This window comes from Kosakonia sp. N21, assembly GCF_050587465.1.
Lineage (GTDB): Bacteria > Pseudomonadota > Gammaproteobacteria > Enterobacterales > Enterobacteriaceae.
In genome coordinates, this window is the sequence record NZ_JBOBHR010000009.1 from 124,592 (window position 1) to 150,680 (window position 26,089).

The 26,089-nt window shown below is 56.0% G+C and carries 22 protein-coding genes and 1 tRNA gene; 5 read left to right on the top strand and 18 right to left on the bottom strand.

Translation table 11 applies throughout. The features are described from left to right. Positions 1–6: 6 nt before the first annotated feature. The 7 genes from ACQ3G7_RS20130 to ACQ3G7_RS20160 form a co-directional block, all read right to left on the bottom strand. Positions 7–1,311 carry an MFS transporter gene (locus ACQ3G7_RS20130; RefSeq protein ID WP_430891580.1) on the bottom strand — a complete coding sequence of 435 codons (1,305 nt, stop codon included), beginning with the start codon at positions 1,309–1,311 and terminating at the stop codon, positions 7–9. 53 nt (positions 1,312–1,364) lie between these two features. Then, on the bottom strand, positions 1,365–2,009 hold the full coding sequence (locus ACQ3G7_RS20135) for a 3-oxoacid CoA-transferase subunit B (protein ID WP_263099331.1): 645 nt from the start codon (positions 2,007–2,009) through the stop codon (positions 1,365–1,367). Then, positions 2,006–2,671 carry a CoA transferase subunit A gene (locus ACQ3G7_RS20140; protein ID WP_430891582.1) on the bottom strand — a complete coding sequence of 222 codons (666 nt, stop codon included), beginning with the start codon at positions 2,669–2,671 and terminating at the stop codon, positions 2,006–2,008. Before ACQ3G7_RS20140 ends, ACQ3G7_RS20135 begins: the two co-directional genes overlap by 4 nt. A gap of 3 nt (positions 2,672–2,674) precedes the next feature. Then, entirely contained in the window at positions 2,675–3,844 is a 1,170-nt protein-coding gene (locus tag ACQ3G7_RS20145) for a thiolase family protein (RefSeq protein WP_430891584.1), read from the bottom strand. Then, positions 3,841–4,692, bottom strand: coding sequence for a beta-keto acid cleavage family enzyme (locus ACQ3G7_RS20150; protein WP_430891586.1), 852 nt, complete (start codon positions 4,690–4,692; stop codon positions 3,841–3,843). The genes ACQ3G7_RS20145 and ACQ3G7_RS20150 overlap by 4 nt, the downstream gene beginning before the upstream one ends. Positions 4,693–4,826: 134 nt before the next feature. Continuing rightward, positions 4,827–5,822, bottom strand: coding sequence for an enoyl-CoA hydratase/isomerase family protein (locus tag ACQ3G7_RS20155; RefSeq protein ID WP_263099335.1), 996 nt, complete (start codon positions 5,820–5,822; stop codon positions 4,827–4,829). Between the two features lie 175 nt (positions 5,823–5,997). Further along, positions 5,998–6,909 carry a LysR family transcriptional regulator gene (locus ACQ3G7_RS20160; protein WP_430891588.1) on the bottom strand — a complete coding sequence of 304 codons (912 nt, stop codon included), beginning with the start codon at positions 6,907–6,909 and terminating at the stop codon, positions 5,998–6,000. Between the two features lie 301 nt (positions 6,910–7,210). On the opposite strand from ACQ3G7_RS20160, the gene ACQ3G7_RS20165 reads away from it, so the two are divergent. Both ACQ3G7_RS20165 and nrfD read left to right on the top strand, forming a co-directional pair. Further along, positions 7,211–7,897 carry a 4Fe-4S dicluster domain-containing protein gene (locus ACQ3G7_RS20165; protein WP_430891590.1) on the top strand — a complete coding sequence of 229 codons (687 nt, stop codon included), beginning with the start codon at positions 7,211–7,213 and terminating at the stop codon, positions 7,895–7,897. Between the two features lie 24 nt (positions 7,898–7,921). After that, on the top strand, positions 7,922–8,866 hold the full coding sequence (gene nrfD, locus ACQ3G7_RS20170; RefSeq protein ID WP_430891592.1) for an NrfD/PsrC family molybdoenzyme membrane anchor subunit: 945 nt from the start codon (positions 7,922–7,924) through the stop codon (positions 8,864–8,866). Between the two features lie 37 nt (positions 8,867–8,903). On the opposite strand, the gene ACQ3G7_RS20175 is transcribed toward nrfD, so the two are convergent. The 3 genes from ACQ3G7_RS20175 to ACQ3G7_RS20185 all read right to left on the bottom strand — a co-directional run bounded on the left by ACQ3G7_RS20175 (position 8,904) and on the right by ACQ3G7_RS20185 (position 13,828). Beyond that, a complete protein-coding gene (locus ACQ3G7_RS20175; protein WP_430891594.1) occupies positions 8,904–10,274 on the bottom strand; it encodes a carbohydrate porin in 1,371 nt (456 codons plus the stop codon). A gap of 230 nt (positions 10,275–10,504) precedes the next feature. Next, on the bottom strand, positions 10,505–12,382 hold the full coding sequence (locus ACQ3G7_RS20180) for an FAD-dependent oxidoreductase (RefSeq protein ID WP_430891596.1): 1,878 nt from the start codon (positions 12,380–12,382) through the stop codon (positions 10,505–10,507). 45 nt (positions 12,383–12,427) lie between these two features. After that, positions 12,428–13,828 carry an MFS transporter gene (locus ACQ3G7_RS20185; RefSeq protein ID WP_430891598.1) on the bottom strand — a complete coding sequence of 467 codons (1,401 nt, stop codon included), beginning with the start codon at positions 13,826–13,828 and terminating at the stop codon, positions 12,428–12,430. A 316-nt stretch (positions 13,829–14,144) separates the two neighbouring features. On the opposite strand from ACQ3G7_RS20185, the gene ACQ3G7_RS20190 reads away from it, so the two are divergent. Beyond that, a complete protein-coding gene (locus ACQ3G7_RS20190; protein ID WP_430891600.1) occupies positions 14,145–15,644 on the top strand; it encodes a sigma-54 interaction domain-containing protein in 1,500 nt (499 codons plus the stop codon). Between the two features lie 303 nt (positions 15,645–15,947). On the opposite strand, the gene ACQ3G7_RS20195 is transcribed toward ACQ3G7_RS20190, so the two are convergent. From ACQ3G7_RS20195 to ACQ3G7_RS20220, 6 genes are all read right to left on the bottom strand, one after another. Continuing rightward, entirely contained in the window at positions 15,948–16,286 is a 339-nt protein-coding gene (locus ACQ3G7_RS20195) for a hypothetical protein (protein WP_430891602.1), read from the bottom strand. 67 nt (positions 16,287–16,353) lie between these two features. After that, complete coding sequence (locus ACQ3G7_RS20200) at positions 16,354–16,578, bottom strand: JAB domain-containing protein (protein ID WP_430891604.1); 225 nt, start codon at positions 16,576–16,578, stop codon at positions 16,354–16,356. Between the two features lie 272 nt (positions 16,579–16,850). Further along, the gene (locus ACQ3G7_RS20205; protein ID WP_430891606.1) at positions 16,851–17,318 is read right to left on the bottom strand and encodes a DUF6392 family protein; all 468 of its coding nucleotides are present in this window, start codon (positions 17,316–17,318) and stop codon (positions 16,851–16,853) included. Continuing rightward, positions 17,315–18,985: an S-type pyocin domain-containing protein gene (locus tag ACQ3G7_RS20210; protein ID WP_430891608.1), complete on the bottom strand. Its 1,671-nt coding sequence runs from the start codon at positions 18,983–18,985 to the stop codon at positions 17,315–17,317. Before ACQ3G7_RS20210 ends, ACQ3G7_RS20205 begins: the two co-directional genes overlap by 4 nt. Positions 18,986–19,676: 691 nt before the next feature. Beyond that, positions 19,677–19,752, bottom strand: a tRNA-Phe gene (locus ACQ3G7_RS20215). A gap of 105 nt (positions 19,753–19,857) precedes the next feature. Then, the gene (locus tag ACQ3G7_RS20220; RefSeq protein ID WP_263099346.1) at positions 19,858–20,574 is read right to left on the bottom strand and encodes a DUF554 domain-containing protein; all 717 of its coding nucleotides are present in this window, start codon (positions 20,572–20,574) and stop codon (positions 19,858–19,860) included. Positions 20,575–20,975: 401 nt separating this feature from the next. Here ACQ3G7_RS20220 and ACQ3G7_RS20225 point away from each other — a divergent pair, with 401 nt between their 5' ends. Further along, positions 20,976–23,111 (top strand): ornithine decarboxylase, encoded by a 2,136-nt coding sequence (locus ACQ3G7_RS20225; protein WP_430891610.1) that lies wholly within the window; start codon positions 20,976–20,978, stop codon positions 23,109–23,111. Positions 23,112–23,513: 402 nt separating this feature from the next. Here the strand turns inward: ACQ3G7_RS20225 and ACQ3G7_RS20230 are convergent, their stop codons facing one another. Together ACQ3G7_RS20230 and ACQ3G7_RS20235 are read right to left on the bottom strand one after the other, a co-directional pair. Continuing rightward, positions 23,514–24,206 carry a response regulator gene (locus ACQ3G7_RS20230; protein WP_263099348.1) on the bottom strand — a complete coding sequence of 231 codons (693 nt, stop codon included), beginning with the start codon at positions 24,204–24,206 and terminating at the stop codon, positions 23,514–23,516. Beyond that, the gene (locus ACQ3G7_RS20235; RefSeq protein ID WP_263099349.1) at positions 24,196–25,833 is read right to left on the bottom strand and encodes an ATP-binding protein; all 1,638 of its coding nucleotides are present in this window, start codon (positions 25,831–25,833) and stop codon (positions 24,196–24,198) included. Before ACQ3G7_RS20235 ends, ACQ3G7_RS20230 begins: the two co-directional genes overlap by 11 nt. Between ACQ3G7_RS20235 and ACQ3G7_RS20240 the strand changes: the two genes are divergently transcribed. Beyond that, a complete protein-coding gene (locus ACQ3G7_RS20240; RefSeq protein ID WP_430891613.1) occupies positions 25,832–26,029 on the top strand; it encodes a hypothetical protein in 198 nt (65 codons plus the stop codon). The genes ACQ3G7_RS20235 and ACQ3G7_RS20240 overlap by 2 nt on opposite strands. The last annotated feature ends 60 nt before the right edge of the window (positions 26,030–26,089 follow it).

Here is a 26,089-nt window from a genome sequence, read left to right on the forward strand (position 1 = left end):
TTCTCCTTACACATTCACTGGCGTGATGTCGGTACACCACAACAACACCAGCGTGATGACGCCAACGCCCACCAGTAACTGGTAAGCTCCGGTATAGCCGCCGAGCCAGGAGAGACCAAAAGCCAGAATCGAGAAGGCGCAGCAGCGCACCACCGACTGGACCGGCAGCACAATCGCAATGGCGCGGATGTAATTTTGACGGGGAAACTTGGCGGCAATCAGCGCAGTGCTGAGGTTGGTTGCGCCTGGCATGCACAGACCAATCATCACCAGCGACACCCACAGCATCACTTCGTGGTGCGCGAACATATTGACGATGATGGCGACTATCCAGCTCAGGGTATAGAGCAGGATGGCGCGCTTAATCCCCAGACGATGGTTGAGCCAGCCCCAGCCATACGCGCCAGGTGCGCCGATCAGCGCAGCCACGGTCATATAGAAAATGGCGGTGCTTTGCGGGTAGCCCATTTCCATGATCCGCGGCACAAACTGCCCCACCACCCCGACCAGCATGATATAGATGCCGCCAGTGGCGATGCCGATCAGCCAGACGTCGCGCATTTTCAATAAATGGCGAATGCGGATGCGGCTGATGTAGTCGTTGTTACCGTTTGTTGACAGGGGACGCACGTCAATGCCGGGCGCGTCATTGTCTGGCGCCCGGCCAATATCTTCCGGCTTGTTGGCGATAAACAGCCAGGCCCACACGGCCATGACCAGCATGATCACCGAGATCCCCCAGAACCCGTAGCGCACGCCCAACCAGGCAAATAGCGCCGCCAGCGTCGGCACGTAAAACGCGCTTGAGAGCGTTTGCCCGATGGTGCACCAGCCCAGCGCCAGCCCCTGTTTACGAACAAACCAGTTGGCAATCAGCGCCGTTCCACCGACGTAGGCAAAGCCGGTGCCGAAAAAACTCACCGCGCCAAACAACAGCACAAAACTGAGATAAGAGGTGCTGTAACCCAGTGCGCCAAAGCTGAGGCCACAGGCCAGCAAGCAAACAATGATGTTGAATTTGACGCCTCGCTTTTCACACAGCCAGGCGCAGGCCGGACTGGCGAAAATAGAGGCCCATGACGCGGGCGTGGCCAGCGCCAGCAACGTGCTGTAATCCAGACCATACAACCCGGACAGGGTCGGCAACACCACGTTAAGGCCATGGGTGACCGTGCCTGCGGCAACCCAGAACAACAGCCCCTGAAAGACGATAACGTTCCATCCCTGAGCGCCAAAATCATGCCTGCCGCGTGGGTTAGCGGCGAGATCAGCGTGGTTGTTCAGCAGCGAGCGGCTTTGCTGTTCGATCATAATGTGACATCTCCGGCAGGTTCTGCGGCAGGTTAGGGGAACATGCCAGCCATTCAGGCTGGCATGACCTTCGGTGGAGCAAGCACAATCAGCGTGGGTTCGACCTGGCGCTGAATATCCTGCGGCGTCAGTCCTTCCAGCAGTTCGGCGAGCACCAGCCCATCGGGCGTGACATCAATCACGCACTGCTCGGTCACAATGTGATCGACGCAGTGCTTGCCGGTCAGCGGATAACTGCAGTGATTGACCACCTTCGGCTTGCCGTCTTTGGTGCACAGCTCCATGGTGACAATCACTTTGCGTGCGCCGCTGACCAGATCCATCGCGCCGCCCATACCAAATACGCGCCCCGGTTGCGCCCAGTTCGCGAGGTCGCCATTCTCCGCCACCTGCAAACCGCCGAGCACCGTCGCCGCCAGCTTGCCGCTGCGCACAAGGGCAAAAGAGTCCGCACTGTCGAAAGCGCTGGCACCCGGAACAGGGGCAAAACGCAGCGCCGTGGCGTTGGAAAACCCTTCGACGGCCAGCATGCCTTCCACCAGCGGGCCCATGCCGACTAACCCGTTTTCGGTATGAAACATCACCCCCGGCGGGGCGTAATCGCTGCACAGGCTGGGAATGCCGATCCCCAGATTGATCACGTCACCGTCGGTAAAATAGCCCGCCGCACGACGGGCGATGCGTTCGCGTGCGTTCATCGTTGTTCTCCTTGCCGCACCAGGATCTTGTCGACGAAAACCCCCGGGGTGATGATGCTGTCGAGCGCCAGCTCGTCCACATCCACCAGGCTGTCGGCATCCACCAGCGTCAGGCGGGCGGCTTTCGCCACCAGCGGGTTAAAGTTGCGCATCGTGCCGCGATAGGTGAGGTTGCCCAGCGGATCGGCGGTACGCGCGCGCACCAGGCCGATGTCGGCGCGTAGCGGCGTTTCCAGCAGCCACTCCTCGCCATTCACCACCATATGCGGCTTATCTTTGTCCACCAGCGTGCCGAGGCCGGTGCGCGTCAGCACGCCGCCCAGCCCCGCGCCACCACAGCGCATCCGCTCCGCCAGGCTGCCTTGCGGCACCAGTTCCAGTTCGATTTTTCCTTCCGCCACCAGCGCCACGGTTTCGGTGTTGCGCCCGATATGAGAGGCGATGAGTTTGTCCACCAGACCGTGGTGGATCAGGCGGCCTATCGTCAGGTCGGCATCGCCGCTGTCGTTAGAAATCAATGTCAGATGGCGCGCGCCGCTGGCGATCACGCAATCAATCAAGCGGTTGGGGACGCCGTGATTGGCGAAGCCGCCGCACATCAGCGTCTGCCCGTCGTGAAACAGCGCGATAATGTCGTCCGGTAACGCGAATTTACTGGCCATGGTTTATTCCCTCGTCAGCAGTACCGCCACACCCTGGCCGCCGCCGACACAGAAGGTGATCACGGCGTTATCCAGGTGGCGTTGCTGCATGTCATACACGGCTTTGGTGGCCAGAATGGCGCCGCTACCGGCTAACGGATGACCGAGCGCGATAGCACCGCCGTTGGGGTTAACCCGTTGCGGATCCATGCCGATCTCCTGGATGCAGGCCAGCGACTGGGCAGCGAAGGCTTCGTTAAGCTCCCACAGCGCGATGTCTTCTACGCGTAACCCGGTCTGACGCAACAATTTGGCGCAGGCGGGGATTGGCCCGAGGCCCATATAGTTCGGATCGACGCCCGCGACCGCATAGCCGCGAAACACCGCCAGCGGCTTCAATCCTTGCTGTTGCGCCAGTCCGCGCTCCATCACCACCAGCGCGCCAGCACCGTCGCTCATGGGCGAGCTGTTGCCCGCGGTAACGCGACCATCCGCAAGAAAACTGGGACGCAGCGCGGCCAGTCCTTCGGCAGAGCAGTCCGCACGCACCGACTCGTCATGATCCCACTGGCTTATCTGGCCTTTTTTCCCTCGTAGCGGCACCGGGACGATCTGCTGAGCAAACCGCCCGGCCTGCCAGGCGGCGCTTGCCAGTCGATGGCTGCGTAGTGCAAAGGCGTCCAGTTGCTGGCGGCTAAGGTCGTAACGGGCGGCGATGTTTTCCGCGGTGATGCCCATCGGTGGGTTGCCCACGGCATCGGGCGCGGTATGGATCTCCGCAAAGCGCGGGGGGTGTACGGACCACGCCGTGTCGGTTTTCTCCAGTGTCCAGGTGCGACGGGAATCGCTCTCCACGCCACCGGCGACAATCACATCGGCGAAACCGGCCATAATCTGGATCGCGCCGTAAGCCAGCGCATTGAGTGAGGCGGAGCACTGTCTGTCCAGCGTGATGCCCGGTACCGATGTTGGCAGCCCGGCTTCAAGGGCGACCATTCGCCCCATGTTGTTGATTTCATGGTTCATCAGATTGGCGAAGATCACATCGTCAATCCGCTCCGGGTCGATGCCGGAACGCCGCACCGCTTCCCGCACTGCCAGTGCGCCCAGTTGATGCGCGGGGACGGAAGCCAGCGCGCCGCGACAGCGGCCAATCGGGGTGCGTGCGGCGGCAACAATCACAGCTTCTTTCATCGTGAGCCTCCCAGCGGCGGCAGGCCGAGAATGTGTCTGGCGACGGCCGGTGTGGCAACCCGTTTGCCGTACAGGTTTACCGCCTGCGCTGCGCGTTCCACCAGTTGGCGGTTGCTGGCCTTCACGCCCCGACTGAAGTAGACGTTGTCTTCCAGACCGACGCGGATATGGCCATTTAACGCCAGCGAGGCGAAGAGGATCGGCAGATGGTATTTACCGACGCCGAAGGCTGACCAGGTGGATCCCGCGGGCAGGTGCTGCGTGAGGTACACCAGGTTTGCCACCGTGGCGGGCATACCGCCGGGAATACCGAGACAGAACTGGTAATGCAGCGGCGTATGCAGTTTGCCTTGCTCGACGAAATAGTCGGCGACGCCGAGCATGCCGCTGTCGAAAATTTCAATTTCCGGCTTGATGCCGCGTGCTGTCAGGATCTCGCCTAACTGGCCGAGAAAGGCCGGAGAGTTGACAAAAACGCCCGCCGGCATCCAGTTAAAGGAACCGGCATCCCAGGATGCCATTTCAATGCCATCGAGCGTGGAGACGTGCGCCATGCGTTGCGCGTCGCTGGCCCGACTGTCGCCTGAGGTGGTGCAATTGATAATCACGTCGCAATCGCGATGCGCGCGCAGCAGACGCAGGGTTTCCGCGAAGCGTTCACTGGACATGGTGCCCTGTCCGTTTTCATCGCGCATATGCAGGTGCACCACCGCTGCGCCCGCCTGCCAGCAGCGATACGCATCGTCGGCAATTTCCTGTGGGGTCAGGGGAATATGTTCGTTAATATCTTTCGGTGTTACCGCACCGGTAAGCGCAGCAGAAATAATTACGTCGTCTGCGGTATTCATGAACCAACCTCCGTTTCGCTATTTCCTTTTTCGCCACTCAAATGAACGGCGCAATGGATATATTGCGACGCGCCCGTTGGCGACGCGTCACATTGATGTGTCATGCGGATAAATAGTCAAAAAGCGGCGGTGAATTATTTAATTTCCGTTTCTTCATTTCCTCCGCCAATACGCGGTCGCACCACTTTGCCTTTTTTCTCTGCGGCTTTGACTAATTCGGCTTCTTCATGCGCCCAATTCCAGTAATTAATCTCATGCGGCGAATGTTCAGTGGCGGTGACGTACATTTCGGTGGCGAAGGAGTTACGCAATTCGTTGGCAATATCCTCTTTCCACGGTTTACGCAGTTGTTGCGTGGTAATGCGGCGGGTCACGCGGGTGCCGGTGCGCATAATCAGTTCGGCAATTTCCCAGGCGCGCTGGTAGCAGGACTCGGTGTCATCACAAATTTCATTGACCATTCCCAGCGCCAGTGCTTTGCGCGCGGTGATGATCTCCCCGGTCAGCTCAGCGTAAGCGTAGCGTTTGCGGCCCATCAGTTCACGCCATGCGATTTGAATCCCGTCGCCCGGCACCATATTGACGCGGTAGTGCATCTCAGTGGTCCAGGCGTCTTCGGTACAGAGCGTGATATCGCTGAACAACACCAGATCGGTATGGAAAGCTGCGCCATTCCACACGCCGATGGTCGGCACTTCGACATCAAACACCTGACCTTCAATATCGTTGGTGCCATCATAGTATTGATATTCGTACATTTTCCACGCTTCAGACGGCGCAGAAGCAAATTCGGTAGCGGGCTGCCAGCGGCCATTTTCATCCAGGCGGCCAATGCCTTCCATAAAATCGTCACCGCTGCCGCCGAGGATAATCACCTCGTTTTCCGGGTCGCGTCCTGCCCAGTCGAAAAAGTAGTGCAGCCCCTGATGCGCAGGCGCACCCCATTGCAGGCTGCCGCCGTTGGTGTGCAAACGGGCTTCGAGAATGCCGTTTTTACGCTTCATGGTGAAGCAATGTTTTAACCGTTCTGAATATTCTTCAAACGGCATATGCGGAATAGTGCCCAATTCTTTATGGGACATTTCTTTGCGTTTATCGTGATCGGATTCAAAGTTCGCTTTAATCACCATGACGTGCTCCTTAATATAAAAGGGTGATATTCCGGGGATGTGTCCTCGTTAATCGTTAGCCTATAATTCGTGGCTATCGGGTAGAAATTCTTTTTATTTTTTCGGCTATGTTATTTGTGCATAACCGCATTCATAAATAGCCTTTATTATTGCGAAAATAATAAAGGCATAACGATTATGCTGTTGTGGCCTGGCAGCGCATATTCCGGCTAAACGTATGGCTGAATAATTCCACACAGGGGTTGCGATTACGCAGCGACCAGACCAGCTCAAGGCTGAACCAGCAATCCTGTTCGGTGAGCGGCAACAACACGCTATTTTCGCCGAGTAAATAACCGCGATGGCGCGGCATAAACAGCACTTCCCGGGCGTTCAACTCCAGATCAAAGCAGCAGGATTTGAGATTAGGAAACTCTTTGCACAGCGTAAAATCGATGCCGCGCGCGCTTAAAAATCGGGTGCTGTACTGCTCGGAGAGCGCGAACTCGCGGGGATCGACGCGGATAACCGGCCAGCGCGCGGCGTCACGTAAAGACACCGTTGCGTGTTGCACCAGCGGATGCTGGCGATTGACCGCCACGCATAACGGATCGGTCTGAAATGAGAGGGCGGCATACCCGGCCCGTTGCGGCATGAAATTGGGGCGGATCAAAAAGCCAATATCGCACTCGCCAGCATCCAGCAATGCCAGCACTTCCTCCAGCTCGCAATCGCGGCACTCCACCACCACATCGTTATGTTGCTGGCGAAAATCCTCGACCCTTGCCACCAATGTCTGGCGGATGGCCTCGCCGAGAAAGGCGATGGACAAACGCCGTCGGCTGCTACCGGTGAACGTGCGCACCGCGGTCATGCTTTCATCGTATTGGTGGAGGATTTTCCGCACCTCGCTTGCCAGGCGGTGACCCGCGCTGGTGAGCGTGACCTGGTGAGTATCGCGCAGGAACAGCGCTGCGCCGACATACTCCTCCAGCTCTTTCATATGACGGCTGAGCACCGGTTGGGTGATATGCAGCTTTTGCGCCGCCCGGGTGAAATTGAGCCGTTCGGAAAGCAACAGAAACTCTCGCAGCAGTTGTATTTTCATCACGCTTCTCGCTTAGTCCACTGATCCGCATGGGGTGACGAATGCAGGATCCAGGCCAGCCCGCCAGGCGAGCGATGACCCGCGATTGCCGCGCGCGGGCGTGAGAAAAACGCGGGAGTGATACGCCGATGCATCACGGTGATAGCGCGCTGTATTACCGCTTCGTCACTGGCCCGCACCGGGCGTACGGGGAATATGAAAATCGCGTAAAATCAATTAATTATCTCGATATTGCCGCTGGCGCGCTAATTGCTATGTGTTGCAGGCATCACCCGGTTCATTCTTCTAAAAAGGCAATGTCATGAGTTATACGCGACGTAAATTGATTCAGCGCCTTGGCGCCTGCACAGTATTACTGCTTACCGATCCCCCCCTGCGTTTGTTGCTGGCCAGCGAGAACATCGCGACCGGCGTACGTTACGCCATGTTGCATGACGAAACCCGCTGTATTGGCTGCCAGGCGTGCGTGGCGGCCTGCCGGAAGACCAATAAGGTGCCGGAAGGCGTCAGCCGTCTGGCCGTCGTCCCCAACCCGTCACCCGGCGATGATGGCAAGACGCGACAGTTTTTCCGCCGTTCATGCCAGCATTGCGATAACCCGCCCTGTGTAACGGCCTGCCCGACGGGCGCTTCGTATAAAGATCCGGCCACCGGCATCGTTGATGTTAACCAAGAGCGCTGCATCGGTTGCCGTTACTGCCTGGCGGCGTGCCCGTACCATGTGCGTTTTATCCACCCGGTCAGTCTGACCGCCGATAAATGCAACTTCTGCCGGGATACAGAGCTGGCGGCGGGGCGGTTGCCTGCCTGCGTGCAAATTTGCCCGATGAAAGCGCTCACCTTCGGCAACCTTAACGATCCGGATAGCGCCATTTCACAGGCCATTCGCAGCAAGGTGGTCTATCGCAGCAAGCTCTATCTCGGCACCGGCCCTAATGTCTACCGCGTGGCAGGCAAACAGGGTGAAATCAATCCCAACCGCAGTTGAGACCAACATGTCAGTGAGGCGATCATGACAATCCATCCTTTTCAATTCGACACGCTGGTCTGGGACTGGCCTATTGCGCTGTACCTTTTTGTGTTGGGCATTGCCTCCGGGCTGGTGCTGGTGGCGCTCAGCCTGCAACCCGCTTTACCAGGGCCGCAACGCCGCTGGTTTGCCTGGCGGGCGGCGATCGGCGCGCCGGTAATGGTGTCCGCCGGTCTTCTGGTGCTGGTTTTTCACCTGACGCACCCGCTCTCTTTCTGGTACGTGATGGTGTTTTATAACCCGCATTCGGTGATGTCGCTGGGGGTGATGCTGTTTCAGCTCTTCTTCCTGGCGCTGGCATTGTGGTGGCTGCGGCTTGGCTACGTGTGGCTGCATGAACGCGCGCAGCATAGCCCGCGCGTGGGAGAACGGGCGGTGATGCGTCTGCTGGCCCGCCAGGGTCAGTGGCTGGCGCATCATCACCGCGGGCATAACGCCGTGCTGGGCGTGCTGGCAGTACTGTTGGGGGTTTATACCGGCTTTCTGCTCTCTACGCTGAAAGGGTATCCGTTGCTTAACAATGGTGTGTTGCCGCTGCTGTTTCTCAATTCCGGTCTGGTATCGGCGCTGGCGGTCCTGTCGCTGTGCCCGTCGTTAACCCGATCTGCGCCGCAGGCTGTCCACCTGATGCACCGTGGCGAAATCGGCTGCGTGCTGCTGGAGGTTCTGCTGCTGACGGCCTTCTTTTTCAGCCTCTATGTTGGAGGCGGTGCGCAGACGCAGGCGGCGCTCACTGCGTTAAGCGGTTTCTGGGGCGGGGTATTCTGGTCAGGCGTGGTGGGGTTGGGGATTGTGGTGCCGTTGTTGATGGCCCTGCGCCCCGTTCACTCGCGTGGCGGCAGCGTGGCGTTGGCGTGTGTGGCGCTGGTGAGTGTGCTGCTGTTTCGCTTCTTTATCCTTTACGCCGGGCAGATGGTGGTTGCGTAAAAAAGGCGGGGCAGGGCCCCGCCGTCATCAGATCGGTTTACAGTCCGAGTAATTTATCCAGTAACACATTCGCCTGTAGCCAGAAGGTATAGCCATTTTCCGGTTTGACGCCGCTATAAGCATATTGCCAGTTGGTGTTGTTCCAGGTGCGTGCGCCGCTCAGTTTGACGCTGAGCTCCGGCGTTACCGCAAAGGCAGCGTCAATGCTCAGTTGATACTCGTTGCGCGGAACCTGCCAGCCGCTGCCGCCCTGGGTGTTGTACATCTCCTGCAAATAACGTTGCTCGCCATCGGTGAACCTGCCCCAGCGGAAGGTCAGGCCGTAGCTGTCCAGTGGACGGCTCTGCCATGGCCCTTGCCAGATAAGCCCGACGTCGGCGAGGGTGGAGATGCCCGTGTAGGCATCCGATTGCAGAGTTTGCGTTACGCTGCCGTGCAGGCTGATGGCGCTGGGATTCGGGTTGTTGCTCTCCGCGCCGCCGTCGCGCCGCCAGATGGCTTTTTTCGCCGTCAGGTAAAAACCGGACACGCCATGGTGGCTACGCACTGCCGACTGGGTATCCGTGACTTTGGAGGTGCCGTTGACGGTGTAATAGGCGTCGTCATAGTCGAGGTCGTTATAGAAGCCCAGTATTTCCCAGGTGAGTGGCCAGGTCTCCTGCTGCCAGGAGACGCGGCGCGCCAGGTTGGCGACCCACAGCGTGCTGCCGCTGTCGTAATCGTCGTCCCAACGTTCCCAGCCATTGGTGAAGGGGAACGCATGGTAGGTGCGCCATGCGCCGACATTGGACTCGATCTGCGGGGTAAAATGCCAGCTGGCACTTGCGCCCCATCCTGCATAGGGCGCAGGACCAAACACGGCGGTTTTGTTCAGTACTGTGTTAACGCAACTCTCCGCCACGTTGCAGTTGGTGAACCCCATAAACTGGCCGGGGTTGCTCTTGCCGATTTCGAGCGATAAGCGGTCATCGAATAACTTCTGCTGATAACTGAAACGCAGCAAATGCGCGACTTTAGGGATGTAAGGCGGCGGATCCCCCGCCAGCATGCCGCCTGCGCTGTTGCCGTAATCAAGATTGCTGCTAAACGGCACCCACAGTTGCATAAAGTGGATGCTGCCGCCGGGGATCGCCCCCATCTTATCGAAATCAAAATCTGCCCCGGCGAACAGCATGGTATAGCTCTGTTGCTCATTGGTGCTGGTACCTGCGCTGGGATTGCCCAGCCAGAATTGCGTCGCCATGATGTGCGGCGTCACGCCATGCTCTTTTAACCATGATCCGACGTCCGATAATGGCAGAGCGGCGTCGTCCTTGTCTGCTGCCTGTAGGTTGCCGCTCATCAAGCTACTGAGCAGCGCGCCGGAAAACAGCATTCTTGTCCAGATATTGCGCGGTGTAATTTTCATTGTTCAGTCTCATCACCAACAATGAGACGCAAAACAGCCGGTCAGCGTTGACCGAAAACATCTGAGTGCTTCTTCAATCTTTTTTCGCGAAAGCAGACCACACAGCATAGAGCAGAGGTTGAAAAAAAATTAAAACTCATTTCGATAACCACATTCGCCGCCTTTGGCGCTGGTTTCCGTCTCTGAGAAATTAGGGTGGCGGCGTCATCGCGGACGCCGCCTGTTTATTGTTAAGGCTGTTTGATGTACTGCGCGGCATGTTCGCCGGCAATTCGCCCGGAGTTATAGGCAAAGCCCAGCGCCAGCCCCTGATAAGGGGGATAGGCCGGAGAACCGAAGAAGCCGCCAGCGTTGTTGCCCACCACATACAGCCCCGGGATGGCCTGCATATTCTGATCGGTGGCTTCGAGTTGCTCATTCACCCGCACCCCACCCGTGGAGCTGAGGCTAACCACTTCGGAGGCCAGCGCGTAATAGGGGCCATTCGCCACGTTGAGCGCAAGGAACGCAGGTTTCTTACCAAACTCGGTATCTTTTTTGGCTTTGATGGCGGCGTTATAGCGCTCAACCGATGCTTTCAGGCGGGCGGCATTCATCCCGCTGTTGGTGGCTAATTCATCCAGCGTTGCCCCTTTATAAACGGTACCGTTTTTCACTCCTTCTTCCACCAGTGCCACGAAGTCGCCATTGCCGGTGGGGTTTGGCGCGCCAGCGCCGGAAACTTCAAACGGCAGCTTCCCTTTGCTGAATGTTTGCAGCGTGGGGGTATCCACAACGATGAAATAGTTACCGCCCACGGAATAGGCGGCGTTGGCCCACAGCGCAGTGTCATACACCAGCGACTCATCAGCAAAACGCTCCCCGGAACGATCCAGCCACAGCAGCGGCGTTTTCAGGATGCGGATCAGCAGACTGTCGTTGAAACCGGTGGCTTTGGTCGGGTCAACCCCCACCAATTTGGTGGCATGCAGTAATGCTGACTGGGTTTCCCATTTTGCTGCGCCTGCGTCCCAGGCCATCTTCACGCCTTCGCCCTGGTTGGCCCACGCCAGCGAGGAGATATTGGTGGTCAGCATGTTACCGGTCAGCATCTTCATGTTCGCGCCATAGCCGCCGGTGGCGACAATCACCGCTTTGGCATGCACCGTTAGCGTGCCGCCATCGGCGGTTTCGGCGACCAGTCCCACAACCCGGCCTTGCTCATCTTTGATCAACGCCTTGCCGGTGGTGCGCGTCATCAGTTGCCCACCCATCTCCGCCAGATGCTTGTACATATTGGTGAACGCCGCGCCGCTGTCTTTGTAGTGATGATAGATGCGCCACTTGATGGGGTCGGCGTTATGCGCCTGCTGGGTGTTGTCGTCAGAGAGATACAGCTCCACGCCGTATTTCATCAACCAGTCGACGGTGGAGGCGGATTTGTCCACCACGGTGCGCGTCAGCGGGCCGTTGGTCAGATAGTGGTTATAATCCACCAGCCGGTGAAACAGCTCATCGGCGGTAAAGGTGAGTTTTTTCTGCCGTTCCAGCGATGACCCTACTGCAAACAGGCCGCTGGCAATCTTACCTGCGCCGCCCACCGCAGGGGCTTTTTCCACCACCAGCACTTTTGCACCGGCTTCAGCAGCCGCCAGCGCCGCGGCGGTGCCGGACGCGCCGCCACCGACCACGACCACGTCGGTGGTGAGAGTTTGCGCGGCGCTGGCGGTTTTCGCTTTTGCCTGGCTATAGGCGTTCGGGTCCGCGCCCGCCTTCGACAGCGCGGCGGCGGCGGCTTTTTTCACCGCGTTGCTGGTCTCCGTTGCGCCGGTCATGCCATCCACGTTCAGACTTTGCTGTTCGAGAATGGCCTGGCCGACTTCCTTCCCTGCCACACCGCCCAGCTCCGGCGTTTCGTGCGAGGCGTCAACGCTAAGCTGGGTGATTTTGCCGTCCTTGTCGACGCTGAGTGTGACGCTGACCGGGCTCTCTTTGCCCTGCGCCGAGGCGCTGTATTCTCCCGGTGTAACATCTGCCCACGCCATGCTGGTGGTGACCAGCAGTGAAAGCCCCAGCCAGATGCCTGCCACGCCAGGTCGCCGTTTTTGTATTACGTTATGATGTTCCATAGACCTACCTTTATAAGTGATTCCAGAGACTCGAAACCCTATTACTCACCGTCGGCCAGCGGCCTGACGGCGGATCCCTTGCGCTTTTCCCAACCGACTGAACAACGCGGCGCTCACCAGCAGGCCGCAGCCCATCAGCCGGAACAGCGCGCCAAAACGCTCCACGGCCTGTTCCGGCCAGGAGACGCAGTGGGTGAGAAAAGCAAAACTGATGGCGATGCCGAGCATCATTGAGAGCAGTTGCACCAGCGTGAGCAGACTGTTGCCTGCGCCGTAGCTGTCATCGTTGAGTGCGGAAAACGCCAGTGTGTTCAAACAGCAGTAAATTGCCGAACTGGTCAGCCCCAGGCCAAAGGCGAGGCCCGTTACTGACCAGGATGGCTGGTCAATGCCGGACGCCGACATGACCGCCAGCAACAGCGCACCCAGCAAACAGCCGTGGGTAAGCAAGCGCCGATAACCGAGCCGCTCCAGCGCCTGGTTGAGAAACAGGCGCACGCTCAACGCGCCTGAGGCGAAGCTCAGCAGGGCCAGTGACGCCGCGGTGGCGGAAGCCGCATGGTGTTGCGGCGTCTGTAGCTGCATCGACAACAGCAGCGGCGTTGACGAAAGGCAGATCCGTACCAGCGCCTGACCCGCCAAGCTGATGCGAAAGTCGGGACGCGCCAACAGGGAGGCGTCAAACAGCCCGCTATCCGGTTGCTTCACCCGTCGCCATGCCAAAATGGCGATCAGTCCTGCCATCAGCACCCCCACGGGTGCCAGACCGAGCGGCGACAGCAGGCTGCGTCCCACCGGCGTGCTAACGCCAAGACAGAGCAGCAGCACGGGCGCGGCCAGCAGATAGCCGCCGGTATCGAAGCGCTGCGTGCAGGTGACGGTGGGGGTGATGAAGGCCCGGCTGAGTGGCAGACACAGCAGGCACAGCGGCAGCGGCAATAAAAACAGTCCGCGCCAGGGCATGAAGGCCAGGCTAATCCCGCCAAGGGCAGGCCCGAGCAAGGTTCCCAACAGGCCGATGGCGGTAACGCGGTTGAGCTGACGCGCTTGCTGATCGTCGGGTACGGTTTTAAGCAGTAGCACGCGCGCGGCGGCCAGCATCAGTGCGCCGCCGCTGCCCTGCACCAGACGCCACAGGCACAGTTCAGGCAGACTGTTCGCGCGTGCGCACCCGAGCGCTGCCAGCATAAAAAGGCATAATGCGCCCTGATAGACCACGCGTTCGCCATAGCGCGTCATCAGCCAGGGCGTGAACGGTGTCGCCAGCACCACGGCAGCGAGGTAACTCAACGCCACACCATCCATTGCGCGAAGCGGCGCGTGCAACGACTGCGCGATAGTGGGTAAGGACAAATAGAGCAGGGACGTGTCGCTGGACTGGATCAGAAAAGTGAGCGCTGTCATCACGGATATGCGCCCAATCAGCGACCGCGGTGTATCTGTCATGCTTTCCTCCTGCCTGGCGTGGCCTTCCTCTGTTTTAGCGGTATAAGCAATCCCTATGCCGTTTATGCATAAAGAAAATAAAAACAATAAAATCAATATGTTGGTTTTGTTTTTCGGATGTCTCGGCGTCGGGAAGGACAACGTGCGAATCCGGTGATGCGCTTTTGCATCAGTCGGTCATGACGGTTTGTTTAACGGTGAGGTTTATGTGGTTATTTCATGCAGCACTTAACATTTCTGATGGCGCTATCAACGATACAGTGAGCTATCAGTCATACCGTTCTGGTTTATGGCGGGCAACGCGAGGGGGAAAAGGATGAACTTAACGCTGGACGACAACGCAAATGACATCAATTACAAAGAAATTCTCGACCACCTCGAATGCCCTATCTACGTTACGGATGCCAACGGTGTGACGCGTTATGTCAATCTCGCTTACCTTGCCGAAAATCCTATTGTTGACCGGGATAAACTGATTGGCCGGAGCGTGGGTGACATTATCCAGGAGGGGAAATATTTCAACCAGGCGATCACCATGCGCGTATTGCATGAACAGCGGGAGGCCATTGAAGTATTGAGTCATCATCTTCTGCCCGACAAAAGCGCCTTTGTCTCTGGCCGCCCAATTTATGATGCCAAGCGCAGCGTGAAAAACGTTGTGTCCATTATGTACGTCGACTCCTTTTTTCAACGCCTGAATCGCCATTTTGATTACCCGTTGCGCCCCCTCTCTTCTTTTGTCCGACCGCCGGTTATCGGGAGTGCGCCGCTTGCGGCTTCGATGCCGCCGGTGCCGCTGATTGGCGCCAGTGAAGCGATGACGACGTTAAAACGACTGATCATGAAAGTGGCGCCGATTGACGCCTCAGTGCTGATCACCGGTGAGTCCGGCACGGGTAAAGATGTGGTCGCCACCCTGTTGCAACAGTTAAGCCCACGCCGCGATAAACCATTCGTAAAAATCAATTGCGCCGCTATTCCCGCCAATTTGCTGGAGAGTGAGCTGTTCGGTTATGAAAAAGGGGCCTTTACCGGGGCGCTGGCGCGGGGTAAACCCGGCGTGTTTGAACAGGCGAACGGCGGCACGCTGTTTCTTGATGAAATTGGCGACATGCCATGGGAAGCGCAATCGAAACTGTTGCGCGTGCTGCAGGATAAAGTGGTGCAGCGCGTGGGCGGGATGGGAACTCTGCAACTGGACGTGCGGATAATCGCCGCCACCAACGCCGATCTGCAAGGGCAGATCCGCAAGGGGACGTTCCGCAAAGATCTCTATTACCGCCTTAATCTGATCCCGATGCAGACACCGCCACTGCGTCAGCGCCGTGATGATATTCCGCTGCTGCTGGACTTTTATTCCCGGCAATTCGACAAACACTACCGGCGCATTATCCGTTTTGACGATGCGGGCGTCGCCCGGCTTGCCGCCTATGACTGGCCCGGTAACGTTCGGGAATTACGCAATTTTCTTGAGTATATGTACGTCTGCCAGGACGATAATTACGTCGATATGGCGACCATTAATAGCTGGTTGAGGCAAAACGATGTTGAGCCTGTTCCGGAGGCGCAACCGCCCGTCAGTATGCCAGCCGAAGACGCCTTACTCGGCTGGTGCCGTGCGCAGTTACGGGCAGGCGCGACGCTGAAAACCATGCTGGCGCAGGTCGAGAGCGATGTGTTGCGGCTGGCGCAGGCGCAGCATAAAACGACCTATGCCATTGCCGATCGCCTTGGCGTGGCGCAACCCACGGTGGTGAGGAAACTGCAGGCGCACGGGATAGGGGCGAATCGTGGCGTGGTGGGGGCGGTAGAGTAGGGGAAACGCGGGGCAATCCACATCAGGCGAATAACCGAACAGCGTTCAATGGAGCGTCCGGGAACAGAAAAGCAAAAACCCGCCTTTTGGGCGGGTTCTTTAAATAGTGGTGCCCGGACCCAGACTAACGCCGCAGGCATTGAACAGCGCGCTTGCCGCGCTGACCCCGAAGGGGTGAGCCGCTTGCGGCGAATAATCGAACCAGGGATTCATTGACACGACAATGAAATCACCGAATAACAGTAAGTTACCTTTACGCTTCGATTCCGAACGTACCACTCTTTTGTACTACTACCAACGTAATTAGCTACTTTTTTCCGGGTGCTCACGATAGTAATGCATAAGACCATTCACATATCCTTGGGCATATGCAGCTAGCGGGCTAATGTGACGAACTTCACTTGCCTGGCTTTCTTGAATGGAATCAATAGCCCCCTTCATATCCAGAACTGTCTGCTTAATGTAGCCAGCTTGATATCCCAACTCGTATGCACAACCAGCACATTTATGGCGGCTGAAATCCCCCTGATCCTTAGGGAACTGAGAAAAGTAAGGATCATTACGGTGGGGTTTTTGACATGTTGCCATGTTTATTATCTCCATTAGAAGATGACCAGGAATCTCCGTAGCCATACCCATCATCAATGGGCCTCCTTACTATATGTATGGGATTGAAGAAGAACAACATTTCAACATTTGTAGTGGTCAACTAAAACTGACCACCACCGACAACGATGTGATCCACCAGCCGAACGTCGATGAGTTCCATAACGTTCTTTATTTTCAGTGTGATAGCTTTATCTTGCTGTGAAGGTTCAGCTTTACCGGATGGGTGGTTGTGGGAGCATATGACGGCTGCGGCGTTCAGTTTGAGGGCCTGACGGGCAATCTCACGAGGATGAACGCCAACTGTCGAGGTGCTGCCGAAGAACATCTATTGATACTTGATTACGTGATTTTGGTTGTTGAGGAAGATAACGCTGAACATTTCCTGCTCCCGCTCGCCAGGCTTGAGAGCCAGATAGCTTTGGTGCCGCGTGGTGAAGTCAGAGAGTCGGTGCGGTACAGCCGTTGAGTGAGGATTTCGCGGGCCTGATTAATGATTTCATCGTGCATGATTCAATCTCCGGTGTTGATCTGCACGTTTCTTGTACCGAGTAGGGCTGGAGATGTTGGAAACGGCCCCGAAAGGAGCCGTTGTGGTTGTTACCAGCGGATTTCTGATGTTGCTATGAATGCAACCTCTTTGACCCGTTCTTGTAAGTCGTAATCCACTTGCATGCTAATAGGGATATGGAAATCCATCACTGTAAACAAATCAGTGTAGCCAATCTCTTGGCGTAACCGCTTCCGGGGAGGCAAGAACCTGTCAGGAGGACCAAATTGTGTATGAACCCAGGATCGCACCATCTCAGGTTGTAGGGGGGATGGCAGTTCATTCGGAAATTTATAGTTCGCTTTCTTCTCATTTTGCAAAAAAAGCTCAATGGAAAAAAGCGTTGTACCTTCTCGCTTAAAGGCTAAGTAAAGCCCTTCATTCATCATGCTTAACGTGAGGTCAGGATCTCCCGGGTAACCTGTCGGTTTGGTCTTGTAGGGAATCAATCCTGCATCAAAAATTTCCTGATACGTCTTACCTAAGCAGCGAATCAATGCTTCGACATTAACGGTCATTGGTATAATCCCTGTTCCTGATTTAATTGATGCATCTTAGCCTTGGCTTCATCGATTTGACTATCTGTCACGCCACGTTCCTTCAGCGCTGAGCGTATAGTCTCAATGTCACGTTCTACTGCTGCTCGCAAATCTCTGGAGTCTTGCTGTATTTGCGTCGGGTTATTTCTGCGACCATAGGTGGCGCTGAGTTTTTGGTGGATATCAGCAGGAATGATGATAGAAGCAACGTCTTTCGCCATACGGTCAATTTCGGCCGGTTTTGCGTCTGGGAACTCACGCCGTAAGTAGGCTCGTACTGCTGCTGCTGATGGCATGTGATCAGCATGAGTACCATTTCGTGGTCTACCTGTGAAATTGCTGTATAAATCGACTTCCAGCAATTCTACCGGAGGTTTGCTGAGGTAGATGTAAATCGGCGGATGGGCGTTACCCGGAAACACCAGAATGTAGTCCCGGAAGTCTTTCTCTTCCGATGGTGGCGTTGTGGTGATGGTCACACCCTGAATGTCAGGATGCTCAAGCCCCGGTATCGTAATGGTTCCGGCCTGTGGGCTTTGGTTCCCGGTGTTCCAGCCAGCCTGTGAACCCGGAGTATTTGCTGGCGACCACGTGATTAGCGGTTTGTCGCTTCGTTCGTCCCCCCAGAATTCATAGCTGCCATCAGTTTGCTTCTCGAGCATTCGGACGCGGACCTGATCGCGACCGCTGGCGGCACTTGTGTGATAGCCAACGGCTTTCAATCGCCCGCTTTCCTCGTCCGTCACCCAGTTATAACGAACGCGGGTCGGAACGGCTCCCTTGCTCTGAGCTACTTCAGCCAGCTTCTCTGGGGTGAGTAGATCACTCTTCTCGCCCTTTAGCTGTGACTGAATGATTGCACCCATGACCACGAACGGCAGATTCATCGCCAGCCGACCGCTCCAGACTTCGGGACCGGAGAGGCGTTTCATGGTGTGGGTTAATGCTGTAGCGGCGTCCTGACTGGCTTTAGCGGTTGCTCCTCCGGCAGAGGCAGCCATCCCGGCTTCGGCGGTCCCAGCCATGACTGGCGGCGGGGGGAGGGGCATTGCTTCCGCTTCACCAAAGAAAAAGCCTGTGACTTTATCGAACAGTGATTTCTTCGGTGGCTCTGGTGGCGGTGCAGTTTTCTTCTTCGCGGCCTGTGCGTGTTGTTCTGGCTCAGGGTCTGGCTGAGTGGGTAGTGACTGATAAAAGCTCATCTCCGCAATGTTGGCCTGCGGCTCTTCCGTTGCCCCGGCATCGATATTACCCGCCCCACGGAGGACAGACTTTGCGAATACAGGAGTTACAGCGATAGCGGCGGCAGCAGCCATTTTGGTAATGGGCCATTCCGCTGCCCGGTTACGGTGTTCCTCAAAAGGATCGCCGGGACTGTCTTCCACCCAAAGTGTCGTACTGCCCAGTACCTGATTGTTTTCGCAGTTACAAAGCACCCGATCACCAGTGGCAACGCAGGGTTTGTCTTCTGCAAAGTAATACGCTGTGCCATTGATCTGAAATGGCCCGTTGCAGGTTTCTTTCGGGCACCATGCCATATCGCCATTCAGGGCAATATTCCGGCCTTCAATAATCGTCGAGGAAGCTGAAATCACCTCCCCACCGCTTGTGGTCTTGTCTCCAAACCTTACCAGTGCTCTGGTCATAATCCCTCATGAATCATATTGATATCGTAGGCATAATACCCAAAAGGTGACTAAAGCCAAATCTGGCAGGGTGAGAAATGTTCAGTTTAGTGCATCGGTGATTGTCGTTATGAATGCTTGCCAGACGATCTGTATGGGCCTGTGAGCTGCGTTCAGTGGGGATGCATCTTGAATGATCGGGAGAAGCTGACAGAGCCTCTAGTTGCTTCTGACGTGAAAAGAACTTTTGGGGAGGGGAGGGGACAAAATCATTAAGCTGTCGCTCAGAGCTCCGTATTGATAAGACGGGAACTTTGCACTTTTGGTTAATGCGTGTTGTGTTGATATCTTAAGGATAATTATCTGTAGGATGCTATGAGTAATATGAATTTGAGTAGTAAAAGTTAATAAAACCAGATTGTTCCCTATAAGGGTGTGTTGAGGTGAGTTTGAAAAGTTACAACGTATAAATCCTTAAAAAGCCTAATCCCTCAGGTTTTGATGTAACTTTTTTGTAACTTTAGCAACTAGATGCCGTATGACCTTAGTTTTGCTCGTCGAAAGTACCTGTCCCGGCGTTTATCATAATGCCCATTTTGTACCACCGGGAAGCGGGGCCGGAGGAGAGATAAGGGCGGTAACTACTGGTAAACCAACAAGTTGTTGACTCAGAAAGCAAAAACCCAGCCATAGGCTGGGTTCTCTGAATAAGTGGTGCCCGGACTCGGAATCGAACCAAGGACACGGGGATTTTCAATCCCCTGCTCTACCGACTGAGCTATCCGGGCAACGGGGCGCATTAAACCTGATTCACCGCGCTCCGTCAACGAAATTTCTTTAAATCGTTGCAGACTGCACAATCTATCACCACTTTGTTGAAAACGCACGTCAGGTCAGGCAAAAAACGCCGTCCACAGGGCAGAAATCGGCATGGCGATTACCAGTGCAGGCAGCATATTCGCCACAGCAAACATCTTAATTCCGCAAATGCGCAGCCCGGTTGCCAGCAGCAAAATCCCGCCCACGGCGGTGAAATCCCCCATCATCGCGGGCGTTGTCAGCGGCAGGATCAGGGTCGCGCAGGTGGCGAGCGTAAGCTGAATAATCAGCATCGGTACGCAAATAATCGCCACAGCAAACCCGAGCGAGGTGGCGAAGATAACCGCAGTAAAGAAATCCAGAAACGCCTTGGCGATAAGAATGCTCGGATCGCCGGTCATCCCTTCACGCATTGCACCAAAAATCCCGGTACCGCTGGCGCAGAACAGAATAATGATGGCCACCAGACTCTGGATAAACGATTCATGGGCGCTATTGGCTTCGCCGCTTTTGCGCTTTTGCACCAGGTTACGCAGGGCGTTGACGCCGCCGCTGATCCCGCGCTCAACGTAGCACAGCTCGCCAATCAGTGTGCCGACCAGCGTGGCAAGCACCATCACCGGGAGGTTGACGCACTTGATCACCAGCAAGACACCGATCCCCAATGATGCGAGGCCGAATATCGATGGCATGGAGGAGCGTACGCGCTCCGGCAGGCGGTGGCTGAGCAGCGCACCGAGGCTGCCACCGATTAAAACGGCAGCAGCATTAATAAAGGGACCCGTTAACACACACTCTCTCCCTGATGTTCATAAAACTGAATAAGATAACGCACAGAATAGCATTTTTATGCGGTTGAGCCGCCCCGTTGGTTGCGCCACCAGGGGAAAGATGCCATGATTGCGCGAATTTTCCTCTACCTTCACGGGGCCGCCTGATGACGTACATTAACACTGTTTGTCACACGCTTTACGCCAGCATGCGAATGGGCGCCCGTATCGTTTTGTCCCATACTTCTCTCACCATGCGGTGAGGGTATCGTACGCTCACTGTAGGACAACAGTAAGATCAGAAGCTGTCTGCTTTTACTGATGTCTGGCGGTCGGAGCTGGTTCCAGTCAGACACGTTCGTTGGGTGAAGCCACCGCTTTGCCCGGGGTCTTTTACTCCCCTGAAACGGGTATTCGTGCTTATGAAATCAATGAAAATTGCCGTCAGCCGTGAGCTGGTGTCCCTGCTTTCCACTCACCGCGAAGCCGTGACGCTGGACAGTACCGATTTTACGGATGTGGCGGCAGTCGTCATTACGGTCGCGGAGAGTCATAGCGGCATTCTGGCGTTGCTGAAACGGACTGGCTTTCATCTGCCGGTGTTCTTGTTTGCTAACGAACCTGTTGAGATGCCGGATGGTGTAACGGCAGTGATCGGCGGCAAAGCGCAGGACTGGCTGGAGCTGGAAACCGCCGCCTGCGATTACGAAGACAATCTGTTGCCACCCTTTTTCGATACGCTGCGCCAGTACGTTGAGATGGATAACAGCACCTTTGCCTGCCCCGGACATCAGCACGGCGCGTTTTTTAAAAAGCACCCGGCCGGGCGACAGTTCTATGATTTCTTTGGTGAAAACGTCTTTCGCGCCGACATGTGCAACGCGGATGTCAAATTGGGCGATTTGTTGATCCATGAAGGATCCGCCAAGCATGCGCAAAAATTTGCCGCCAAAGTGTTCAATGCCGACAAAACCTATTTTGTGCTTAACGGCACCTCCGCCGCCAACAAAGTGGTGACTAACGCGTTGCTGACGCGCGGTGACCTGGTGTTATTCGACCGCAATAACCACAAATCCAACCATCACGGCGCGTTGATCCAGGCCGGTGCGACGCCGATCTACCTCGAAGCCGCGCGTAATCCGTTTGGTTTTATCGGCGGCATCGACGATCGCTGCTTTGATGAAAAATACCTGCGCGATGCGATCCGCGAGGTCGCCCCGGAAAAAGCTAACCAGCCGCGCCCGTTCCGCCTGGCGGTGATCCAGCTCGGCACATACGATGGCACCATTTACAACGCCCGCCAGGTGATCGACAAAATCGGCAGCCTGTGTGATTACATCCTGTTTGACTCAGCATGGGTGGGCTACGAGCAGTTTATTCCGATGATGGCGGATTGCTCGCCGCTGCTGCTGGATCTCAATGAAAATGATCCGGGGATCTTTGTCACCCAGTCGGTGCACAAACAGCAGGCGGGGTTCTCGCAAACCTCGCAGATCCATAAAAAAGATAACCACTTGCGCGGTCAGGCGCGTTTTTGCCCGCATAAGCGGCTCAACAACGCCTTTATGCTGCATGCCTCCACCAGCCCGTTTTACCCGCTGTTTGCGGCGCTGGACGTGAACGCCAAAATCCACCAGGGCGAGAGCGGTCGCCGCCTGTGGGCGGAGTGCGTGGCGCTGGGGATCGAAGCCCGCAAAGCGATCATCGCCAACTGCAAAATGATCAGACCGTTTGTGCCGCCGGAAATCGCCGGGCGACCGTGGCAGGATCATCCTACGGCGAACATTGCCCGCGAGCGCCGTTTCTTCAGTTTTGAACCGGGCGATAAATGGCACGGGTTTGAGGGCTATGCGCGGGAGCAGTACTTTGTCGATCCCTGCAAGCTGCTGCTGACCACGCCGGGTATTGATGCTGAAACCGGTGAGTACACGGAGTTCGGTATTCCGGCGACCATTCTGGCGCACTTCCTGCGCGAGAACGGCATTGTGCCGGAGAAGTGCGATCTCAATTCGATCTTGTTCCTGCTGACGCCCGCGGAAAGCGAAGAGAAGATGGCGCAACTGGTGGCGATGCTCGGCCAGTTTGAACAGCATATTGAAGACGACACGCCGCTGGCGGATGTGCTGCCGACCATCTTCAACAAATACCCGGTGCGCTACCGCGATTACACGCTGCGTGAACTGTGCCAGGAGATGCATAATTTATATGTCAGCTTCGGGGTGAAAGATCTGCAAAAAGCGATGTTCCGCAAAGAGAGCCTGCCCGCAGTGGTGATGAACCCGCAGGATGCCAACAGCGAGTTTATTCGCGGCAATGTGGAACTGGTGCGTATCAGCGAAGCGGAAGGGCGTATTGCCGCTGAAGGCGCGCTCCCGTACCCGCCAGGGGTGCTGTGTGTGGTGCCGGGGGAAGTCTGGGGCGGCGCGGTGCAGCGTTATTTCCTTGCGCTGGAAGAGGGCGTAAACCTGCTGCCGGGCTTCTCACCGGAATTGCAGGGCGTTTATTCCGAAACGGATGCGGACGGGATCAAGCGTTTGTACGGGTATGTGCTGAAGTAGTTTTTCCCCTCACCCCAACCCTCTCCCCAGAGGGGAGAGGGAGATGAGCATGGCGCCGTTTTTCATCCTCTCCCCAGAGGGGAGAGGGAGATGAGCATGGCGCCGTTTTTCATCCTCTCCTCTGAGGGGAGAGGGAGATGAGCATGGCGCCGTTTTTCATCCTCTCCTCTGAGGGGAGAGGGAGATGAGTATGGCGCCGTTTTTCATCCTCTCCTCTGAGGGGAGAGGGAGATGAGTATGGCGCCGTTTTTCATCCTCTCCTCTGAGGGAGAGGGAGATGAGTATGGCGCCGTTTTTCATCCTCTCCTCTGAGGGAGAGGGAGATGAGTATGGCACCGTTTTTCATCCTCTCCTCTGAGGGGAGAGGGAGATGAGGATCGCGCTGTTTCCGAGGGGCAAACATCACGCGGCTACCCGCCGGTACATACGCCGCGGGTGCCCAATCTTGCCGTACTGCATCTCGACCACCAGAAAACCCGCCTCCACACAGTGTTCCAGGTAGCGGCGGGTGGTGGTTTTACTCAGCCCCGTTTCGCTGACCACTTCATCAACGGAAAAGCAGCGTTCAGCCTCGTCGGCAAACAGCTTTTGCACCAGCGCCAGCGTATTCTCCTCAATGCCTTTACTGCCGTTATCCTGACGGTAATTCTTGGCCTGTAACTGATAGAGTGAGTCGACATTCTGCTGGTCGACGATTTTCCATACCCGCTGCTGTTCGGCGAATTGCACAAAACGCTCCAGCGACTGGCTTAATCGCTTCCAGGACACCGGTTTGAGGATATAGTCAAAAGCACCATTGCGGATGGCCAGGCTACAGGTGTCCATGTCGCTGGCGGCAGTGATAAAAATCACCGAACAGTTGGCGCGGGTAATCAGCGGATCGCTGATAAGCGTAATGCCTTTACCGTCCGGCAGGTAATTGTCGAGTAAAACCAGTTGCGGCTGCGTACTGTTCAGCAACACCTTCGCTTCGGCAAGGGATGAGGCAATGCCCACCAGGCGTAAACGCGGATGTTTGCTGATCAGTTCAGCATGAAGCTGCGCAAGCGCGTTTTCATCTTCTACTATCAGCACGTCTATCAGTTCATGTCGCATAATTCTGATCTTCCAGGGTCGGTACGGGACGCTGTACGTTGCCCGTTTCAGGAATAAACAAAGAAAAAATCGCACCGCGAGGATCGTTATCAGAAACGTCGATCGATCCGCCTACCTGTGTCACATAACTGGCGATCAAATAGAGGCCAATACCATGATCGCCACTGCGCTTGGTGGTCATCCCGCGTTCAAAAATGTGCTCGCGGATAATCGGGTCGATGCCGATACCGCGATCCGCCACTTCAATAATCAGCTCCCGCTCATTCAGCAGGATCAACACTTCCACCGGTTCGTGAGGCAGCGTTGCGCGTTGCGTTGCCTCAATGGCGTTATCCAGCAGATTGCCGATGATCGAGATCAGTTCTGCTTCCCCCAGTGCGAGACAGGCGCGATCCATCCTGCACAGCGGATCAAACGCCAGTTCGACGCCTTTTTCCCGGGCGCGCGCCGCTTTGCCCAACAGCAGCCCGCATAAGGTCGGCGAGCTAAAACGCGACGAGATAAAGTCCAGCAATTCCTGCGCGTGCTCAGACTGCGCCTGAATATAACGCACCGCTTCGTCGTAACGCTCCATATGCAGCAGGCCGGAGAGCGTGGTCATGCGGTTTAATTGCTCGTGGCGCATAATGCGCAGGTTATCAACGTAGCGTTTAACCTGGCTGAGTTGCGCGCTGAGGCTGTCTATCTCATTGCGATCGCGGAAGGTGATCACCCAGCCCTGTAATTTATCCTCCAGCATAATGCGCACCCGGCTGGCGATCACCGTTAAGGCGTTAAAACGGCAGATCTCATCGTGGGTGTCGTGTTCCAGCATCACCGCGCGGGTGAAAAAGGGCACCGGTGCGATCACCTCGCCAATGGCTTGCCCGCGCAGGGCACGGGTGGGTTGACTCAGGCCCAGCAGTTTGCGCGCAGCCTGGTTTACCACCTCAATGCGCAATTCGCTGTCGACAGCGATCACCCCTTCATAAATGGACTCCATCATTGCTTTTTGCTGGCGCACTAACAGGCCAATTTCCCGCGGCTCCAGCGAGAAGATCTGTTTTTTAATCCCACGGGTGAAAAACCAGGAAAAGATAAATAGCGCGACGAGCAGCAACACGGCGGCAATAAAAATATTGATCACTTTGCCAAGCGTAATGGTATCCAGATAGCTGGTCAGATACCCTACGGAAACAATCCCCACGACCTGCCCGTTATCGTCGAATATCGGCGCTTTACTGCGCAGGGAAATACCTAAGCCCCCTTTGCGGATCGTGGTGGTGCTTAATCCACGCAGCACTTCTTCGTTATCGCCGCCCACCAGCGTTTTACCCACAACATTGGCATGGACCGAGTGAAATAAATGCAGGCCCTTATTATCGCCGATAACAATAAAACTGGCATCGCTGTGGGAAACAACCTGATGCATAAATTGGGTAATCGCCGGAATATCTTTTTCAGCAACGGCCTTGCGCAAATTCGGAATAATCGCTATTTCTTCAGCTTGTATTTTTGCTCTGGCGCTCATTTCCTGGTATAGCTGACGACCGACATCCTTGTAATAATAAACGCCCAGCAGGGCAAAAAGGCCGGAGAAGAAAAGCACCAGCGAAATAAAAAGTTTGATTTGAAAGGATACTTTCATGACGGTACGCACAGCAGCCAACAATGCGCCAATGTACCATCTTTTTTTGCTGCCGTGCGCAGTTTACTGGAAACTTGTGATCCCTTGCACAGCCAGCGCTGACGCTGAAAAATGGCCTGTTAAATATTCTTTTTGGAAAATGTTATTAAGTTGTATTTCTATATATAAAAACCATAAAAACCACGCGCATTATTAAGGCGTAAATCACACAAAATAAAAGAAACCATAAAAACCATAGGCGCCATTAAAACTCCAA

Coding starts and splice junctions, on each gene's coding strand:
- nrfD (WP_430891592.1), top strand. CDS start 7,922: ATGACAATCCATCCTTTTCAATTCGACACGCTGGTCTGGGACTGGCCT.
- ACQ3G7_RS20190 (WP_430891600.1), top strand. CDS start 14,145: ATGAACTTAACGCTGGACGACAACGCAAATGACATCAATTACAAAGAA.
- ACQ3G7_RS20180 (WP_430891596.1), bottom strand. CDS start 12,382: ATGGAACATCATAACGTAATACAAAAACGGCGACCTGGCGTGGCAGGC.
- ACQ3G7_RS20160 (WP_430891588.1), bottom strand. CDS start 6,909: ATGAAAATACAACTGCTGCGAGAGTTTCTGTTGCTTTCCGAACGGCTC.
- ACQ3G7_RS20225 (WP_430891610.1), top strand. CDS start 20,976: ATGAAATCAATGAAAATTGCCGTCAGCCGTGAGCTGGTGTCCCTGCTT.
- ACQ3G7_RS20240 (WP_430891613.1), top strand. CDS start 25,832: ATGACGGTACGCACAGCAGCCAACAATGCGCCAATGTACCATCTTTTT.
- ACQ3G7_RS20130 (WP_430891580.1), bottom strand. CDS start 1,311: ATGATCGAACAGCAAAGCCGCTCGCTGCTGAACAACCACGCTGATCTC.
- ACQ3G7_RS20155 (WP_263099335.1), bottom strand. CDS start 5,822: ATGGTGATTAAAGCGAACTTTGAATCCGATCACGATAAACGCAAAGAA.
- ACQ3G7_RS20165 (WP_430891590.1), top strand. CDS start 7,211: ATGAGTTATACGCGACGTAAATTGATTCAGCGCCTTGGCGCCTGCACA.
- ACQ3G7_RS20140 (WP_430891582.1), bottom strand. CDS start 2,671: ATGGCCAGTAAATTCGCGTTACCGGACGACATTATCGCGCTGTTTCAC.
- ACQ3G7_RS20195 (WP_430891602.1), bottom strand. CDS start 16,286: ATGATGGGTATGGCTACGGAGATTCCTGGTCATCTTCTAATGGAGATA.
- ACQ3G7_RS20175 (WP_430891594.1), bottom strand. CDS start 10,274: ATGAAAATTACACCGCGCAATATCTGGACAAGAATGCTGTTTTCCGGC.
- ACQ3G7_RS20185 (WP_430891598.1), bottom strand. CDS start 13,828: ATGACAGATACACCGCGGTCGCTGATTGGGCGCATATCCGTGATGACA.
- ACQ3G7_RS20210 (WP_430891608.1), bottom strand. CDS start 18,985: ATGACCAGAGCACTGGTAAGGTTTGGAGACAAGACCACAAGCGGTGGG.
- ACQ3G7_RS20230 (WP_263099348.1), bottom strand. CDS start 24,206: ATGCGACATGAACTGATAGACGTGCTGATAGTAGAAGATGAAAACGCG.
- ACQ3G7_RS20200 (WP_430891604.1), bottom strand. CDS start 16,578: ATGTTCTTCGGCAGCACCTCGACAGTTGGCGTTCATCCTCGTGAGATT.
- ACQ3G7_RS20150 (WP_430891586.1), bottom strand. CDS start 4,692: ATGAATACCGCAGACGACGTAATTATTTCTGCTGCGCTTACCGGTGCG.
- ACQ3G7_RS20235 (WP_263099349.1), bottom strand. CDS start 25,833: ATGAAAGTATCCTTTCAAATCAAACTTTTTATTTCGCTGGTGCTTTTC.
- ACQ3G7_RS20135 (WP_263099331.1), bottom strand. CDS start 2,009: ATGAACGCACGCGAACGCATCGCCCGTCGTGCGGCGGGCTATTTTACC.
- ACQ3G7_RS20205 (WP_430891606.1), bottom strand. CDS start 17,318: ATGACCGTTAATGTCGAAGCATTGATTCGCTGCTTAGGTAAGACGTAT.
- ACQ3G7_RS20145 (WP_430891584.1), bottom strand. CDS start 3,844: ATGAAAGAAGCTGTGATTGTTGCCGCCGCACGCACCCCGATTGGCCGC.